A 13,626-nucleotide genomic window follows, 5' to 3' on the forward strand; every position below is an offset into this window, starting at 1 on the left:
ACAAAGTCACCGTGACGCACATCACGCTCACCCGAGGGGCCTGGGTGCTTGTACGCCTCTGACCTGCCCTGTTGCTGAGTTAGGTCTAACCTGACCGACCAGTTCGATACTCGCGCTTTATTCAAGACGTAGTGTGGCCTATTAAGGAGCTAAGCAATCGCTAAGTGGCAGGTGATTGCGCTCCCGACGGAGGGACAGGCATGGGCGGGCGGCTAACCGGCTACGCGAGTACGGGGGTGCTACATCCTCACGAGGCAAAGGGGCTGCGTATTGCCGCATCTCTGCTGCTGGGCGAATCGCCGACGACAAAGGCCGACGTAGTCCGCTCCATCAACATGCAGGGGTACCGCACTGCCCGGGGCAGCGAGTGGCGAACCTCCGTGCTGATGCGCACCCTCCTCAATCCGCGCATGGCGGGTTTGGACGAGGACGGCAACCCGATCGACGGTCACGAGGAAGCGGTTCTCACCGTCGATGAACGCAACAGGCTCCACGCGAAGTACGGCGCTCCTGAGTCGGCCGAGGAGGGCGACGGGCCGGCACTGCCTCGTGAGGCGTACGACTACCTGGCAACCGGAGGTCTGTCCGCCTGCGGCGGTTGCCAGCACACGATGGTGGGCGCGCGAGTGACCGGCGAAGGCGCACCGAGCTATCGCTGCCCCTCCCCCACGGACAGCGCCCAGTCGTGCGGCCGGGTCCGCATGACCGCTGAGCTGCTGGAAACCGCGCTGGGCGAGGAGGTGCTGGCGGAGCTGATGCGCCCGGGCGTCCGTGATCAGCTCGGCCAGATCCAGCAGGACATCCGGGATGAGGTTGCCCGGTTGAGGGTTCACATCCAGGGTGCGAACCAGCGGTTCACCGAGCTGGGCGACTTGCACGGGCGGGGACTGCTGGTGAAGGCAGCGTTCCTCGCCGCGCAGAAGGCGACGAAGCAGGATCTGAAGGATTCGCGTTCCAGACTGCGGCTGCTGGAGCAGATCGAAGGTGTCGACCTCGGGCACGTGGAAGACCTGGTCGCCTGGTGGAACAACGCCCCCCAGGCATCGCGTCGCGCTCTGGTTGCCCTGGTGGTGGAGCGGGTCTACGTTCTGCCTTCCGGCCACGGGCCGCACGATCCGCATGAGCGCCTCAACATCGTCTGGCGCACCAAGAACTGACTGCCTCACACAGGGATACTGGTCCTTCCCCCACTCGGACCAGCATCGCTGCTCCGCCGGCATGCACCAACAGAACTGGAAGTTGTTTTGACCGCGCCGTCCCTGCGCCCTCTGTCCGCTACGACCTGGGCCTGGGTGCATGACCGCATCGCTTGGGGCTACAGCAACTGCGGGCTGATCGCCTGCGGCGATGAAGCCCTCCTGGTGGACACCCAGTTCACCCTGGAGGAGACGCGCGTCCTCCTGGACGCGGTACGCACTGCGGCCCCCGGCGCTGAGATCACCACCGTGGTGAACTCGCACGGCAACGGTGACCACACCTGGGGCAACCAGTTGATACCGGACGCCGAGTTCATCACCTCGGTTTCGTCCGGGGCCAATATGTGTCACGAGATGAGCCCCGTGCAGCTCACCGCGTTGAGCCAGTCACCGCCGACGACGCCCGTTGCCGCCTACGCGGCTGAGCACTTCGGGATGTTCGACTTCTCCGGCATCACGGTGCAGCCCCCGACTCGCACGTTCACCGGCCGCATGGACCTCCAGGTGGGCAACGTGCCGGTCGAACTCCTCGACCTGGGGCCGGGTCACAGCCACGGCGACGTCGCCGTGCACGTCCCCGACGACGGCGTGGTCTTCGCCGGGGACGCCCTTTTCAACGGCGCCCACATGGTGGTGTGGTCCCCGTCTCTGCGCGCCTGCATCACTGCGTGCGACACCCTTCTGGAGACAGGGGCTGCGGTCTTCGTCCCCGGGCACGGGAGGATCACTGACCGGTCCGGGGTCACGGCCATCCGTGATCTGCTGGCCCGCATCTTCGACGCGTCCGCCTCGCTCGCCACCGCCGGGGTGGACCTGCACGAGGCGGCTCGCCGGGTTCAGGCAGCTCACGGCGGGGCGCTCGCACATCCCGAGCGGCTTTTCACTGCCGTGGCCGCTGCGTACCGGGACGCGGGAGTCGGGGGTGTCGCCGCGGGGACGCTTCCCCTTGTCGAGGGAATGGCCGCACTGGCCGCTGTCCCCGCGGGTGGGCACAACTGAGGAAGGGCGGCGGCCCCGGCGACGCCGCCGTTTCCCAGCCCCGTTGGGGTCGTCGCCGGCAGGACCATCCATGACTCGGCGCTACCGGCTCTCCTGACGCCCAGGCTCTCTCACCGAGGAGGAAGTTCGGGCTATGGGGATGTCGGGGACAGCCCCGATCTCTGCTGCGGGGACGACGAGCATGAGGCGTTGCGAGCGTGCACCCATGGGCTCGTAGGCGCGGAAGATGACCTCGAACTCCTCGTCTCCGTGCCCGGGCAGGTACAGCCACCTGCGGTCGCCATCAGGGTGGGTGACGGTCGTGAGGTCGTCGGTGAGGAGACGGGCGGCGACCTTGTCGCGTTCCTTGATCTCGTGAACGACGGCCTGGAGGCGGTCGTGGCCGCGGTCGGCTTCCGCGCGCAGGCGTAGCTGTGAGGCCATGGGCTTGGCCCACCGCTCTTCCCAGTTGATGAGCTGCATCCGGGCTTCGGGGTATGCCAGCGCCCAGACCATGACGTTGACGCCGTGGCGCATCCAGGGCCAGTCGCGGCCGGCTGCCTCGTTGAACATCAGCACGTCCCACGCCCAGTCGGAGATGTAGGCGGGCCAGGGCTGGACGCGGATGAGGGCGGCGGTCGAAGGGTCGACGTCGGAGGTGGGCTTGAACGACTGCCGGGGCTCTTCGCCGCGTGTGTAGATGTAGAGGGTGTGGCGCTCGGCTTCGTTGAGTTCGAGGACGCGCACCACGCTCTCCAGCAGCTCTGGCGTGGGGTTCTCCAGCCGCCCCGATTCCAGCTTCTGGTACCAGCCCTCGGTGATGCCGAGGAGTGCCGCCATTTCCCTCTGGTTGAGTCCGGGCTCGGTCCTGTTCCCGAACATCGCCGTGAATCCTGCGACCTGTGTGGGATCACGCTTCTTGCGCCATTTACGCAGAAACGGCGTGATCCTACGGTTGCTGGACATGCGCGACTCACTCCCGTGTTCTAGGTAAAGACTTCTATAAGACTTACGGGACCCTAACGGCTAATTCCCCCAACCCGGACACCCCCCTCTCCGTCCAGGGGCACGCACATCCCACGCAGATCTTCCGGACATTAGTGGATCTTTGCCGCCATAGCTACCGCCCAGTAGCCACATCGGAAGTACCCGTAGTGCCAGTACCGGAAGTGGAGGAACCGCCTTATTGATCGAACTGGCTTCCGAGTCGGTGTCAGAGTTGATCTCCCGTCAGCCCTCTTACGAGGTCAACGGCGGTGGCTTGCGCCGGCGTGACCTGCCAGCACGGAGCCAGCAACGACCAGAACCGTGAAAAGGGGACCCTCCATGGGCCGCAGCGTTTTCATCACCGGTGGCAACCGAGGCATCGGCCTCGCAATAGCCAAGGCCATGGCCGCCAATGGGGATAACGTCGCGGTCACCTGTCGATCGGGGGAACCCCCCGCTGGGATTCTGGGCGTGTACTGCGACATCACCTCCGCCGAAGACATCGACGCGGCGTTCACACGGGCCGAAGAGGCGCACGGCCCCGTCGAGGTCCTGATCTCCTGCGCGGGCATTGCCCGCGACGGGCTCCTGATGCGCATGTCGGAGCTCGACTTCACGGACGTCATCGACACCAACCTGACGGCCGCCTACCGCGTGGCCAAGCGAGCCAGCCGCGGGATGCTCCGCGCCCGGTCCGGACGCATGATCTTCGTGTCCTCCGCTGTCGGCCTGCTCGGCGAAGCGGGCCAGTCGAACTACGCAGCTTCCAAGGCGGGTCTCGTCGGCTTCGCCCGCTCTATCGCCCGCGAGTACGGCTCGCGTGGCATCACGTCCAACGTGGTCGCCCCCGGCCTCACCGCCACCGAGATGACGCAGGCCCTCCCGCCGGAGCGCACCGAAGCCATGGTGAAGCAGATACCCCTGAACCGCATGGCGCAGCCGGAAGAGATCGCGGCCGCAGTGTGCTTCCTGGCCAGCCCCGAGGCGTCGTACATCACCGGCGCCGTGCTGCCCGTCGACGGCGGAGTCGGCATGGGCCACTGAGCCCACACCGGTCGGGCGCCAAGGGGGGTGCCCGGTCACCACACGGGGCCGCAAAGGAGCGGCCCCGGACAGAGGGGGCAACACAAACGTGGTCATCGACGCGCAGCGCGTAGCTGCGCTCGCAAAACAGCCCCGGCGGGGACGCTCGGGCAGCGAGAAGTTCGACCCCTCGGGGGTAACCCAGGCGCTGGGCCACCTCGGCGGGACGAGCAGCCGGCTGGCACGGCCGGTCCTCTGGAGTGCGGCTTCCTGCCTGAACCTCGTAGCGGGTGAAGGCGATGTTGGGCGGGGAAGCACTCGGGGGTCCACGGATGCCGAGGTGTGCGAGCACTGCCCGATCTTCGGGGATTGCTCGTCGGCCCTCATGGCGGGTGCTCCCGCCCCAGTGCGTCAGTGGCGTGATCGGCTGTCTCGGGGTCGCACGCTCGGCGACTGAATAGCAGGAGGGGAAAGGGCCTGCGGCGGTGCTGGATTCCAGCGCCACCGCAGGCCCTTCGCGCGTTGCGGGGGGGGCGGGCGGCGGTCCGGCGCGGGGGTGTCTGCCGGTCGGGGGCTGGCCCGGCCGGGGGGCTGCCGACAGCAGAGCGGGGCGCGACCGGGAGGGCGTCGGCCTAGGGGCTCAACCGCGCACGTCGGGGAGTTGTCGCAGGTCAGGGAGCGGGTGGCCCCGCATTTCGAGTGTGGCGCAGGTCACTTGCCCCCAGGTCAGGGGAGCTGGACCCTCCCCCCAAACCTAGTAGAATTTAGATACAAGGTGAGGGCAGGAAGTCACACCGAAAACACCTCTTGGAGATACGAAATGCTGCGCAAGCTCAAGATGACCCAGATCCACGCCAACCCGAACCAGCCCCGCGAATACTTCAACGAAGAGAAGATGGAGGAACTGAAGACCGCCATCGAGACCTACGGCCTGATCCAGGCGATCGAGGTCCGGCCCGACAACGAAAAGGGCGGGTACGAGATCGTCTCCGGGGAGCGGCGCTTCCGCGCACACCAGATGCTCGGGCTGACCACGATCAAGGCCACGATCACCTCGGAGAAGAGCGAACTCCAGCGGTTCAAGCGGTCGATGTCGGAGAACGTGAACCGTGAGGACATGACCCCCTTCGAGGAGGCGCACGGATACCAGCGCATCCTGGACGAGGAGGAGGGTGCGACGGTCGAGACGGTCGCCAAGGACTTCGGGAAGACCGTGGCCTACGTCAAGCTGCGCCTTCAGCTGCTGGACCTGCGGGTGGAGTTCCAGGAGCTCGTGAAGGAAGAGAAGATCGGCACGCAGGCAGCCGTGCAGATCGCACAGCTGAACTTCGCCAACCAGGGTGCACTGCTGAGCAAGTTCGTGCGGGGCGAGTTCAAGTCGGACAACGAGATCGTGCACTTCGCCTTCGCGATGAAGCAGCAGCAGGACCAGCCGGTGCTGATGATCGTCGAGGACATGACGGAGGAGGAGCGCGCAGAGCGCACCGCGACCCGCACCAAGACGCGCAGCACGCTGGATGACATCGAGCGGCTGATCGCCAAGCTGGACGAGATCGGGAAGACGGACCCGTTCAAGCTGGCCGAGGCCCTTGAGGGGCAGATCGGGGCCCGGCAGGCGCAGCTCAACCGGGTGAGCAAGACCCTCACGAAGGCACGGTTCCAGCTGAAGCAGGCCAAGGCGCATGCGGAGGCCAAGGAGGTCGTGACGGTCAACCCGGAGGCGGAGGCCCCGGCGGAGACGACGGTGACGGCCGCCCCGGAGGCCAAGGCCCCGGAGAAGGAACTCGTAACGGTCTGAGCAGGGGTCTGGCGGCCCGCGAGAGCGGGCCGCCCCTCGGCCTGGGGGCGGCCTCACGCCCCCTCCCGCAAGCCTCTCTGCCGCTGGAGCACCCGTCATGAGCAGCACTTCCCGCCGGCCGCAGTGGGCCTCCCTGCAGCGCGCCGACTTCGACCGCACCGCACACCACGCACTTCCCCTGGAACCGATTCCGGCGCGCATCCCGGCCGCCGTTGACAGGTCGGGGACCGAGGCCCTGTTCGGGGAGCCCGTACCGGCACCGCAGGGGCGGCCTCGCACCGCTCCGGCGAAGCCACAGGACGCCGACGGCCAAGACGAACTTTTCTGATCAGGAGACTGCGATGCCCGTACGCCTGGACCCGCCCGCACCGGCACGACCCGCCGGAGGCTGGAACCGCCTTTCCCTCAACGCGCACATGTGGCACGGAGGCCAGCAGTGCGCCCTGCGCCCTCGCTCGTACCCGACGTTCACCGAGAGCCAGAACACCTTCCGCGCCCGGTGGGGCGGTTTCGGAGACTGCATACAGCCCGGGGCCGACTGCCGGTCGTGCCCTCTTCTTCAGGCGAGGGAGGTGATGCCGTTGAACGCGCCCGCGGTGCTGGTCAGGATCGAGACGCTGCACGTCGGGGACATGTTCACCACGGCGGCGGTGGACAGGCTGTGGCTGACGCTGGGGCCCGAGGACATGTCGTTCATGGAGCGGGAGCCGTGGACGTGGGAACGTCTGGCCCGCCTTGAGGGGTGGGCGGTGGGGGCTCCGTACCGGGACGCCGCCAGCGCAGGGCTGTGGGTGCACCGCACCGCCCACGCTGTCGCTCCTCACGTGGAGGTGCGCACGAAGTCCTGGTCTTCGATGACGCGGCACGCGTTCCTGGTGGGTGGCGTGAGGGCGGCGCTGCTGACGTGCTCGGGCGGCTGCCGCCACGACAGCGGTGAACTTCTCAACAGCATCGGGCACTTCGTGCCGGAGGAGCCTGATGACGGCCCGCTGGGCATGCGGGTGTGGAGGGTGCCTGTGCCTGCGGGGGCGCGCGGTGACAGGAGGCTGGTGCCGGGCAGTGATCATGTCGCCCTTCAGGAGGGCAGCAGGCTGGTTGCCCGGCTGTCATTCCATGGCGGCGGGTGGTCGCAGGCGCAAGTGGCGGGGGCCTGGGCGGCGCTGCTGGATCACGTGGCCTGACGGCCTCGGCGCCGGGACTTCGGTCTTCTGGTCCCTCGGTCCCTCGGTCCCCCGATCGGGGCTGTAGGCAGGTGTTTTGGTGGGGGTGTGGTTTCTCGGCAGGACTGGACACCCCCCACATTCCTAGTAGAATTTAGACAAGAGGGAGGGGGGACGCTCCTCCTGGCTACCAAGGAGGATCGCATGTCCACAGCGCCGGTCGAGTGCTTCGAGCGTTACGGCCACGACGCACCCGAATGCGAGAACTGCGAGGGCGCAGGGCAGGATGCCTACCTGCTCGGGCCGTACGAGGTGCAACGCGAGTGCCCCGACTGCCACGGCTCAGGGCGTGCCCTCAAGTGCCCGGACTGCTCCGACGGGACGTGGCCCACTGGCGACTCCTGCCCGTCGTGCGGTGGCTACGCCTTCTTCCTCTGACCTCAAATAGGCCGCAACTATTGAAAGGAATGCCATGACCCTTACCCTTGGCGACTCCCTGACCCAAGCCGCCCTCACCGCGGGGGGCGGACACACCCGGCACCACTGCGACGACGGGGCACTCCGCCTCGCCATCCGCACCGAGGACGGAACCCAGCACTTCCAGCGCCCCGCCGACGGAGGGGCAAGCGACTGGCGGGCCACCGACCTCCACGACCCGCTCGGGGACTTCGCGTTCGACGAACCCGTCTCCCCCGCCTGGGGCAAGGGTCTGGAAGCCCTCGCATCCGGCACCCCGGCCCCGAAGGGCGCGTCATGAGCTTCGAGAAGGACGATCACGTCACCACCACTTCGCCCATACCTGCGGACAAGCTCCGCCCGTTCGGCGTCGTCACAGGGCGCGGCACCTGTCCCTTCAGTGGCGAAGAACTCGTCATGGTGCGCTGGGGCGGATCACAGAGGGCTACCGCGCACCAGCCGAACAAGCTGGTACACGTGGACTGACCCCCGAATAGGCCGCAACATTAAACCGTGCTAGGTTCTTGATCGTTGTCAGGTCCAGGCACGACCCGACCACCCACCGCCTTCCGGACGGGCAGCGACACCCCGCGCCCCGCCCGCCCGGAACGGCTCGTCAGATACGAGCCACCCCTCCGGCCGGGACCCGCCCACCCAGCGGGTCCCGGCCCACCCATGGAGAGACCCAGATGCCTGCCGACAGCAGCCAGTACGACAAAGACCTCTACGCCGCCCTCATATTCGAGCGGTACAACCGGCCCCTGGCCGACATCCTCCAAGAGGACGCACCGCGCCCCGTGCCGGAACTCCTCAAGGAACGCCACCGCCGCCCCGCCGCGCCCCGCAGGTCCGCACCCTTCCATCCGAACCCGGACCCGAACGCAGCCCAGCACCGCGCACTCGCCCTCGCGGAGACCGCTCCCCGCCGGAGGGCCACGTGAACACCGACATGACCGAAGAACGGTTCCGCCGTCAGGTCAGACAGCTGGCCGCCATGCGCGGATGGACCCTCGCCTACCACACCCACAACTCGCAGCGCAGCGACGCCGGGTGGCCGGACGAGGTCTACGGGCACCCCACAGCGATCCGGACCCTGTTCGTGGAACTCAAAACGAACACCGGCCGCATCCGGCCCGCGCAACGCGACTGGCTCAAGCACCTCGCCGGCTGCGGCTTCGAGGTCGCCCTGTGGCGGCCCCGGGACCTCGGCCTGATCGTCAACACCCTCGCCCCCGGCGGGCCCCGTGCCCAGCTCCTCGACAACCTCTGAACCGAGAGATCGCCATGACCGCCAACGAACGCACCACCCACGGCACACCCCCGTCCCCCGGCTCCGTGTGGTGCTCCAGCTGCGATAGCTGGTTCAACATCGTCACCAACACCTGCCGCTGCAACAACCGTTAACCGCCAATGCTGAACCTCATGGCACGCCCCGCGAACAACGAGAGCACAGACCGCACCGAGCACCAGGGCCAGCACCCCGACACCCGGACCGCCCTGGGCGCCATTGCCGAACTGGCGAACCTCCTGTGCGACCACCTTGCCGACGGCCAGTGGCGCACCGCCGACCACATCCGCCGCCTCGCCGAGACCGCCCTCTCCCCCAACACCCCGAACGGAGCCCCCTGATGCACGTGCGCTTCGACACGCTGCCCGCCCCGCACCGCAGCCAGGAGGCGTTCGACACCGCCCAAGCCCTCCGGGAACGCCCCGGCGCCTGGGCCCACATCGACACCCACGAAACGATCAACCGGGCCGCCAACCAATCCCACCGCATCCGCACCGGCAAGCTCGCAGCGTTCCGACCGGCGGGCACGTTCGAGGCGAAAGCACACAGCACCCGCGACGGCAACGCCGAGGTCTGGGCCCGCTACACCGGCCCCCTCGCCGAGGCGCCAGCGCCCGCAGCGTGACCAAGCAGGATCACGGCCCGATAACTCTTGGACGCCGGTGCATTCCGACCCCAAGGGTGGGCACATGGGCGACGTACGACACCCGTCGGATCGGATACAGAGATGAGCGTGAGGGCATGTCCTTCTCCCCCAACCAGACGCAGAACGACAGCGGGCAGACCCACACGGGCCCAGGGGTGAAGCACAAGAACGGGATGGCCATCGCGGCGCTGATCCTCGGCATCCTGTCGCTCCCCCTCATCCTGACCGTTTTCGGCGGCATCGCCGCCGGTCTGCTGGCCCTGATTCTTGGCGTCATCGCCGCACGCAAGGCTCGGGGCGGGCGGGCTCCGCACGGCGTGCTGGCCATCATCGGCGCGGTGCTCGGCGCACTCGCCATGGTTGTGTCGATCGTGATCCTCGCCATCGGTGCCTCAATCTTCAACTCGTCGGAGTTCAAGAGCTTCGAGGAGTGTGCCAACAAGGCGAAGACGCAGAGTGAGCGCACCGCATGCGAGCAGGACTTTAACAAGGACATGAACAACTGACAGGTGCTCCGCAGGACGAGCACCTGATGAAACGGTGCACTCCTGCTGGCTATGACATTTGACTGAACCCCGGCACGGCCGCGCTCCCCGCTCCTTCGATGGGAGACAGCGCGGCCGTTCGTCGTGCGTTACGAAGTGACTGGCGTGCAGCATCTCGCCGAGCCAGCGAGCCAGGCGCTGGCGGTGTCCGGATGGGGGCCGGGACCCACCCGCCTTCACCACGCCCGGTCACCTAGGGTCGTGGGTGGGTGCGGGGCTGGAGCACCGCCGTGTCTCAAATCCGTATCCCGGCCTCGCTGGCAGACCTCGCGGTCCCCGTGGCTGACCTGGCGCACTACCACCGCAACCCACGCACCGGCGACCTTCGCACCATCGCCGCAAGCCTGTCCGCGAACGGCCAGTACCGCCCGATCGTCGTCAACCGGGGCACCCTGACCGGCCGGGCCAACGAGGTCCTGGCGGGCAACCACACCCTGAAGGCCGCCCGGCACCTGGGCTGGGAGCAGATAGCCGTCACCTGGCTCGATGTGGACGACGACGCGGCGGCAAAGATCGTCATCGTCGACAACCGATCCAACGACCTCGCGGGATACGACACCGCCCTCCTCGCGGAAGTTCTCTCCGAGCTGCCCGACCTGGAGGGCACCGGCTACGACCAGGAGCAGGTGGACGATCTCCTCGACACCACCGCCCTGCCCGCCCCGATCGAGCTGCCGACCGACGGCGCCGGAACCGGTGCCGCCGCCACGGTGGACTACCTCCAGTGGGGGTACATGCAGTGGTCCTCGACCCGGGTGCGCATCACCCAGGCCGAGGTCGAACTTCTCGACGCCCTCTACCAGCGGTTCGTGGCCGACCAGGACAGCGATCTCGGGTTCGGGTGGCACGTCCTCAACGAGGAGCACCACGCGTCCGAGGGGGCCATCGCATGACCCGCCTCGACGTCCGCTTCGATCCCGTCTACCCGCTGGCGAAGCTGCGCCCCGCGGACTACAACCCGCGCCGCCTCTCCCCCGAGTCGTTCATCCGCCTCCAGGGCTCACTGAGCCGCCACGGTGTCGTAAAGCCAGTCATCCTCAACGCGGACGGAACCCTCGTCGCCGGCCACCAGAGGACCAAGGGTCTGAAGGCGATCGGGCAGGAGACGACTCCGGCGATGATCCTGCCGCAGAAGGTCCGCCTCCAGGACGAGATCAAATTCAACCTCCTCCACAACCGAGTCGAGACCGAGTCCTCTCTCGTCTACGCGGAGCCCGGGCCGATCGGCCAGTGGTGCTGGATTCCGTGGCAGTCCATCCAGGTTGCCGAGTCGAAGAACGTCCCCTTCCAGCAGGCGATCGCGTTCATGACCGCCGCCCACGGAGCGTGGGGGTCCGTCGTCATCGACGACCAGGGGCGCGTCGTCCTGAACGCCGAATACGCGGCCGTCGCCAAGACCCAGCGGTTCGACGTCCTCGCCTGGACCTGTGCATCCTCGGACGCCGGCGAGCTGGTGCAGGATCTCACCGGCGAGTACGGCGTCTACGACTGGACCGGCCTGGAGGAACAGGCCCCGGTGTGGAACCAGCACATCGTGCAGCCCAACCGGCTGCGTGAGCACTCCTCGAAGGCGAAGGCCGACCAGGTCCGCTACAAGTCCGAAGTGTGGGAACGGCTCGTCCGGCCAAGGATCACCACTTCTACCCGGATCGTGGACTTCGGGGCCGGTCACGGGGACTACGCCCGGCACTTGCGCGCCGAGGGGTACAAGGTTCAGGACTACGAGCCGTACCGCACCCTCAAGGGCAAGTATTCGCTCGACATCCGAACGATCGTCGGCCAGATCCGCAGCATCGAGCGGGAGCTGCGGGAGCGCGGCCTGTACGAGGTGGTGGTGCTGGACTCCGTCATCAACGCCACCACGTCCCTGGACTACCAGCACTGGGTGCTCCTCACCGTGAACGCATTGTGCGCGGCGGACGGCCAGGTGTGCATCGGCACCCGCAACCTGGAAAGGGAGCTGGCGTACGAGAACTCCGGCCACTCCATCAGCCGCGACTCGACCCGCCTGAACTTCCTCGACAGCGAGAACGTCGACATGCGTTTCGTGAAGGGGAAGTGGCAGCGCATCCGCTTCCATACCCCCGAATCCCTGCGCGGTCTGCTGCTGCGGTACTTCGAGGACGTGCAGCTCAGCGACGCCTCCCGGGCAACCGTGAAGGCCGTATGTCGCAAACCTCGCGCGTTTCCCGCCGAGGAATACGAAGAGGCATTCCGCAACGAATTCAATATGCCGTACCCGAACGAGTACCGGCATAACAAACATGAGGGAATTGTCGCAATTCTGATAGAATTGATCAAGGATAGGAATAACAAATTGGAGGGGTGAAGGAAATGAAATCGGGGGCGAACCCACAAAAGGTTCGCATCGACATAGAAGCTCGGGACACCTACCGCATCATGTGGCTGGCAGGTGTCCGCGAGGTCGACCTCACCGAGCACTGCCTCAAGACGTTCGCCGAGTGCGACCGCCACGACGTCACCCACCGCCGACGCACCCAGACTCTTCTGCTGCCGGCACACAACCCGCCCGCCGCCTGGTACCTGTGCGCCCTCCCCATCCCCTGGGACTGGGGCCGCAACGCACACCTCGCGTTCGAGCACGCACCCGGCGAATCCTGGGAGGGAGACGCCACCGTTCCCGGCCTGACGGTCAAGCTGACCAACGCACGCCCCATCACCGGGTGGGGTGAGCACAGCATCCCCCTTGACGCACCTCTGCGGTCCGGGCGCAGGTACCGAACTTGCCGTAACTGGCAATTCGGTTGGTGGCTGAAGGCTCATCGCGGAGTTCCGGACGCCGCTCCGGTACCGCCAAAAGCCACACCAGGAGGAGCGGAGCAACTGACCCTCGGGTGACACCCGGCGGCTGCCCATCCTCTGGGCAGCCGCCAAGTCCGCCCTGGTCAGCGAGCGTTGTCAGTCCACCCTGCTATCACCTCTGCATGGCCCTTCGACCAGAGATCCCAGCCGCCGTATACGCCATCCACCACCCCGGCTACGGAGCCGTGAAGGTCGGCGTCTGCTCCGAGCCTCGACGGCGGATCACCACCCACGTGCGTGCCGGCTGGCAACTCCTCGCCGACTTCGCCACGCCCACCGCACGCGACGGGGAGGAGATCGAGCGCACCGTGCTTCGCACCCTCGCTCACCGCGTGTGGGAGGCATCCGGCTTTGGGAGCTGGCGCTACGACGGACTTCCCTGGCACGGAACCATCGGCGGATGCGCGCATTGCGGGAGTCCACCGGCCACTCCCGTCCTCCGCATCCGCCACGAAGCCTTCCTCACCAAAGCGCAGATGCCGCAGGGCGGATCCTCGGAGACCTTCGACGCTCGCCTCGTCAGCCCCGAACGAGCGCAACTCGCTCTGTACTTCGCAGAGGCCGCTCACCGGGCAATCCGGTATCCGGAGCGGGACGACGGCCGCGACCCGTTCGACGTGCGGCGAGCGAAGGTAGAACAGGCCGTCCGGGAGGAGCGGTCTCACATCGTTTGCCGCTGACGTCCAGACGACAGAACACCTTCACAGGCCCGGCCTCCTTCTTGCG

General features: G+C 67.2%; 19 protein-coding genes. 18 read left to right on the forward strand and 1 reads right to left on the reverse strand.

The annotated features are described in order from the left end of the window. The first annotated feature begins 386 nt into the window (after positions 1–386). Together ACFWVV_RS01950 and ACFWVV_RS01955 are read left to right on the forward strand one after the other, a co-directional pair. The gene (locus tag ACFWVV_RS01950) at positions 387–1,157 is read left to right on the forward strand and encodes a zinc ribbon domain-containing protein (RefSeq protein WP_384422588.1); all 771 of its coding nucleotides are present in this window, start codon (positions 387–389) and stop codon (positions 1,155–1,157) included. Positions 1,158–1,292: 135 nt separating this feature from the next. Continuing rightward, positions 1,293–2,195, forward strand: coding sequence for an MBL fold metallo-hydrolase (locus tag ACFWVV_RS01955; protein WP_384342645.1), 903 nt, complete (start codon positions 1,293–1,295; stop codon positions 2,193–2,195). 81 nt (positions 2,196–2,276) lie between these two features. On the opposite strand, the gene ACFWVV_RS01960 is transcribed toward ACFWVV_RS01955, so the two are convergent. Next, positions 2,277–3,140, reverse strand: coding sequence for a helix-turn-helix domain-containing protein (locus ACFWVV_RS01960; RefSeq protein ID WP_384342643.1), 864 nt, complete (start codon positions 3,138–3,140; stop codon positions 2,277–2,279). Positions 3,141–3,500: 360 nt separating this feature from the next. Between ACFWVV_RS01960 and fabG the strand changes: the two genes are divergently transcribed. The 16 genes from fabG to ACFWVV_RS02040 all read left to right on the forward strand — a co-directional run bounded on the left by fabG (position 3,501) and on the right by ACFWVV_RS02040 (position 13,580). Beyond that, positions 3,501–4,205 (forward strand): 3-oxoacyl-ACP reductase FabG, encoded by a 705-nt coding sequence (fabG, locus tag ACFWVV_RS01965; RefSeq protein ID WP_384342641.1) that lies wholly within the window; start codon positions 3,501–3,503, stop codon positions 4,203–4,205. A 799-nt stretch (positions 4,206–5,004) separates the two neighbouring features. Next, positions 5,005–5,982, forward strand: a complete 978-nt coding sequence (locus tag ACFWVV_RS01970; protein ID WP_384342639.1) for a ParB/RepB/Spo0J family partition protein — start codon at positions 5,005–5,007, stop codon at positions 5,980–5,982. A 97-nt stretch (positions 5,983–6,079) separates the two neighbouring features. Then, a complete protein-coding gene (locus ACFWVV_RS01975) occupies positions 6,080–6,310 on the forward strand; it encodes a hypothetical protein (RefSeq protein WP_384342637.1) in 231 nt (76 codons plus the stop codon). Positions 6,311–6,557: 247 nt separating this feature from the next. Then, on the forward strand, positions 6,558–7,163 hold the full coding sequence (locus ACFWVV_RS01980; protein WP_384342636.1) for a hypothetical protein: 606 nt from the start codon (positions 6,558–6,560) through the stop codon (positions 7,161–7,163). 183 nt (positions 7,164–7,346) lie between these two features. After that, positions 7,347–7,580, forward strand: coding sequence for a hypothetical protein (locus tag ACFWVV_RS01985; RefSeq protein WP_384342634.1), 234 nt, complete (start codon positions 7,347–7,349; stop codon positions 7,578–7,580). Positions 7,581–7,614: 34 nt separating this feature from the next. Further along, positions 7,615–7,899 (forward strand): hypothetical protein, encoded by a 285-nt coding sequence (locus tag ACFWVV_RS01990; RefSeq protein ID WP_384342632.1) that lies wholly within the window; start codon positions 7,615–7,617, stop codon positions 7,897–7,899. Further along, positions 7,896–8,084, forward strand: a complete 189-nt coding sequence (locus ACFWVV_RS01995) for a hypothetical protein (protein ID WP_384342631.1) — start codon at positions 7,896–7,898, stop codon at positions 8,082–8,084. Before ACFWVV_RS01990 ends, ACFWVV_RS01995 begins: the two co-directional genes overlap by 4 nt. Before the next feature lie 203 nt (positions 8,085–8,287). Further along, positions 8,288–8,539 (forward strand): hypothetical protein, encoded by a 252-nt coding sequence (locus tag ACFWVV_RS02000; RefSeq protein ID WP_384342629.1) that lies wholly within the window; start codon positions 8,288–8,290, stop codon positions 8,537–8,539. Next, positions 8,536–8,868, forward strand: a complete 333-nt coding sequence (locus tag ACFWVV_RS02005) for a VRR-NUC domain-containing protein (protein WP_384342627.1) — start codon at positions 8,536–8,538, stop codon at positions 8,866–8,868. The genes ACFWVV_RS02000 and ACFWVV_RS02005 overlap by 4 nt, the downstream gene beginning before the upstream one ends. 152 nt (positions 8,869–9,020) lie before the next feature. Beyond that, positions 9,021–9,227, forward strand: a complete 207-nt coding sequence (locus tag ACFWVV_RS02010; RefSeq protein WP_384342625.1) for a hypothetical protein — start codon at positions 9,021–9,023, stop codon at positions 9,225–9,227. Next, the gene (locus tag ACFWVV_RS02015) at positions 9,227–9,511 is read left to right on the forward strand and encodes a hypothetical protein (protein WP_384342623.1); all 285 of its coding nucleotides are present in this window, start codon (positions 9,227–9,229) and stop codon (positions 9,509–9,511) included. Before ACFWVV_RS02010 ends, ACFWVV_RS02015 begins: the two co-directional genes overlap by 1 nt. Before the next feature lie 116 nt (positions 9,512–9,627). Then, positions 9,628–10,038: a DUF4190 domain-containing protein gene (locus ACFWVV_RS02020; RefSeq protein WP_384342621.1), complete on the forward strand. Its 411-nt coding sequence runs from the start codon at positions 9,628–9,630 to the stop codon at positions 10,036–10,038. A 269-nt stretch (positions 10,039–10,307) separates the two neighbouring features. Then, positions 10,308–10,970 (forward strand): ParB/RepB/Spo0J family partition protein, encoded by a 663-nt coding sequence (locus ACFWVV_RS02025; RefSeq protein ID WP_384342619.1) that lies wholly within the window; start codon positions 10,308–10,310, stop codon positions 10,968–10,970. Continuing rightward, entirely contained in the window at positions 10,967–12,406 is a 1,440-nt protein-coding gene (locus tag ACFWVV_RS02030; protein ID WP_384342617.1) for a ParB N-terminal domain-containing protein, read from the forward strand. Before ACFWVV_RS02025 ends, ACFWVV_RS02030 begins: the two co-directional genes overlap by 4 nt. After that, complete coding sequence (locus ACFWVV_RS02035) at positions 12,403–12,936, forward strand: hypothetical protein (RefSeq protein WP_384342615.1); 534 nt, start codon at positions 12,403–12,405, stop codon at positions 12,934–12,936. Before ACFWVV_RS02030 ends, ACFWVV_RS02035 begins: the two co-directional genes overlap by 4 nt. Before the next feature lie 86 nt (positions 12,937–13,022). Continuing rightward, positions 13,023–13,580: a GIY-YIG nuclease family protein gene (locus ACFWVV_RS02040; protein ID WP_384342613.1), complete on the forward strand. Its 558-nt coding sequence runs from the start codon at positions 13,023–13,025 to the stop codon at positions 13,578–13,580. The last annotated feature ends 46 nt before the right edge of the window (positions 13,581–13,626 follow it).

It is taken from the genome of Streptomyces sp. NPDC058663, assembly GCF_042716745.1.
Taxonomy (GTDB): domain Bacteria; phylum Actinomycetota; class Actinomycetes; order Streptomycetales; family Streptomycetaceae; genus Streptomyces.

Coding starts and splice junctions, on each gene's coding strand:
- ACFWVV_RS01995 (WP_384342631.1), top strand. CDS start 7,896: ATGAGCTTCGAGAAGGACGATCACGTCACCACCACTTCGCCCATACCT.
- fabG (WP_384342641.1), top strand. CDS start 3,501: ATGGGCCGCAGCGTTTTCATCACCGGTGGCAACCGAGGCATCGGCCTC.
- ACFWVV_RS01960 (WP_384342643.1), bottom strand. CDS start 3,140: ATGTCCAGCAACCGTAGGATCACGCCGTTTCTGCGTAAATGGCGCAAG.
- ACFWVV_RS02040 (WP_384342613.1), top strand. CDS start 13,023: ATGGCCCTTCGACCAGAGATCCCAGCCGCCGTATACGCCATCCACCAC.
- ACFWVV_RS02020 (WP_384342621.1), top strand. CDS start 9,628: ATGTCCTTCTCCCCCAACCAGACGCAGAACGACAGCGGGCAGACCCAC.
- ACFWVV_RS02000 (WP_384342629.1), top strand. CDS start 8,288: ATGCCTGCCGACAGCAGCCAGTACGACAAAGACCTCTACGCCGCCCTC.
- ACFWVV_RS02015 (WP_384342623.1), top strand. CDS start 9,227: ATGCACGTGCGCTTCGACACGCTGCCCGCCCCGCACCGCAGCCAGGAG.
- ACFWVV_RS01990 (WP_384342632.1), top strand. CDS start 7,615: ATGACCCTTACCCTTGGCGACTCCCTGACCCAAGCCGCCCTCACCGCG.
- ACFWVV_RS02010 (WP_384342625.1), top strand. CDS start 9,021: ATGGCACGCCCCGCGAACAACGAGAGCACAGACCGCACCGAGCACCAG.
- ACFWVV_RS01970 (WP_384342639.1), top strand. CDS start 5,005: ATGCTGCGCAAGCTCAAGATGACCCAGATCCACGCCAACCCGAACCAG.
- ACFWVV_RS01985 (WP_384342634.1), top strand. CDS start 7,347: ATGTCCACAGCGCCGGTCGAGTGCTTCGAGCGTTACGGCCACGACGCA.
- ACFWVV_RS02030 (WP_384342617.1), top strand. CDS start 10,967: ATGACCCGCCTCGACGTCCGCTTCGATCCCGTCTACCCGCTGGCGAAG.
- ACFWVV_RS01975 (WP_384342637.1), top strand. CDS start 6,080: ATGAGCAGCACTTCCCGCCGGCCGCAGTGGGCCTCCCTGCAGCGCGCC.
- ACFWVV_RS01980 (WP_384342636.1), top strand. CDS start 6,558: ATGCCGTTGAACGCGCCCGCGGTGCTGGTCAGGATCGAGACGCTGCAC.
- ACFWVV_RS01950 (WP_384422588.1), top strand. CDS start 387: ATGCGCACCCTCCTCAATCCGCGCATGGCGGGTTTGGACGAGGACGGC.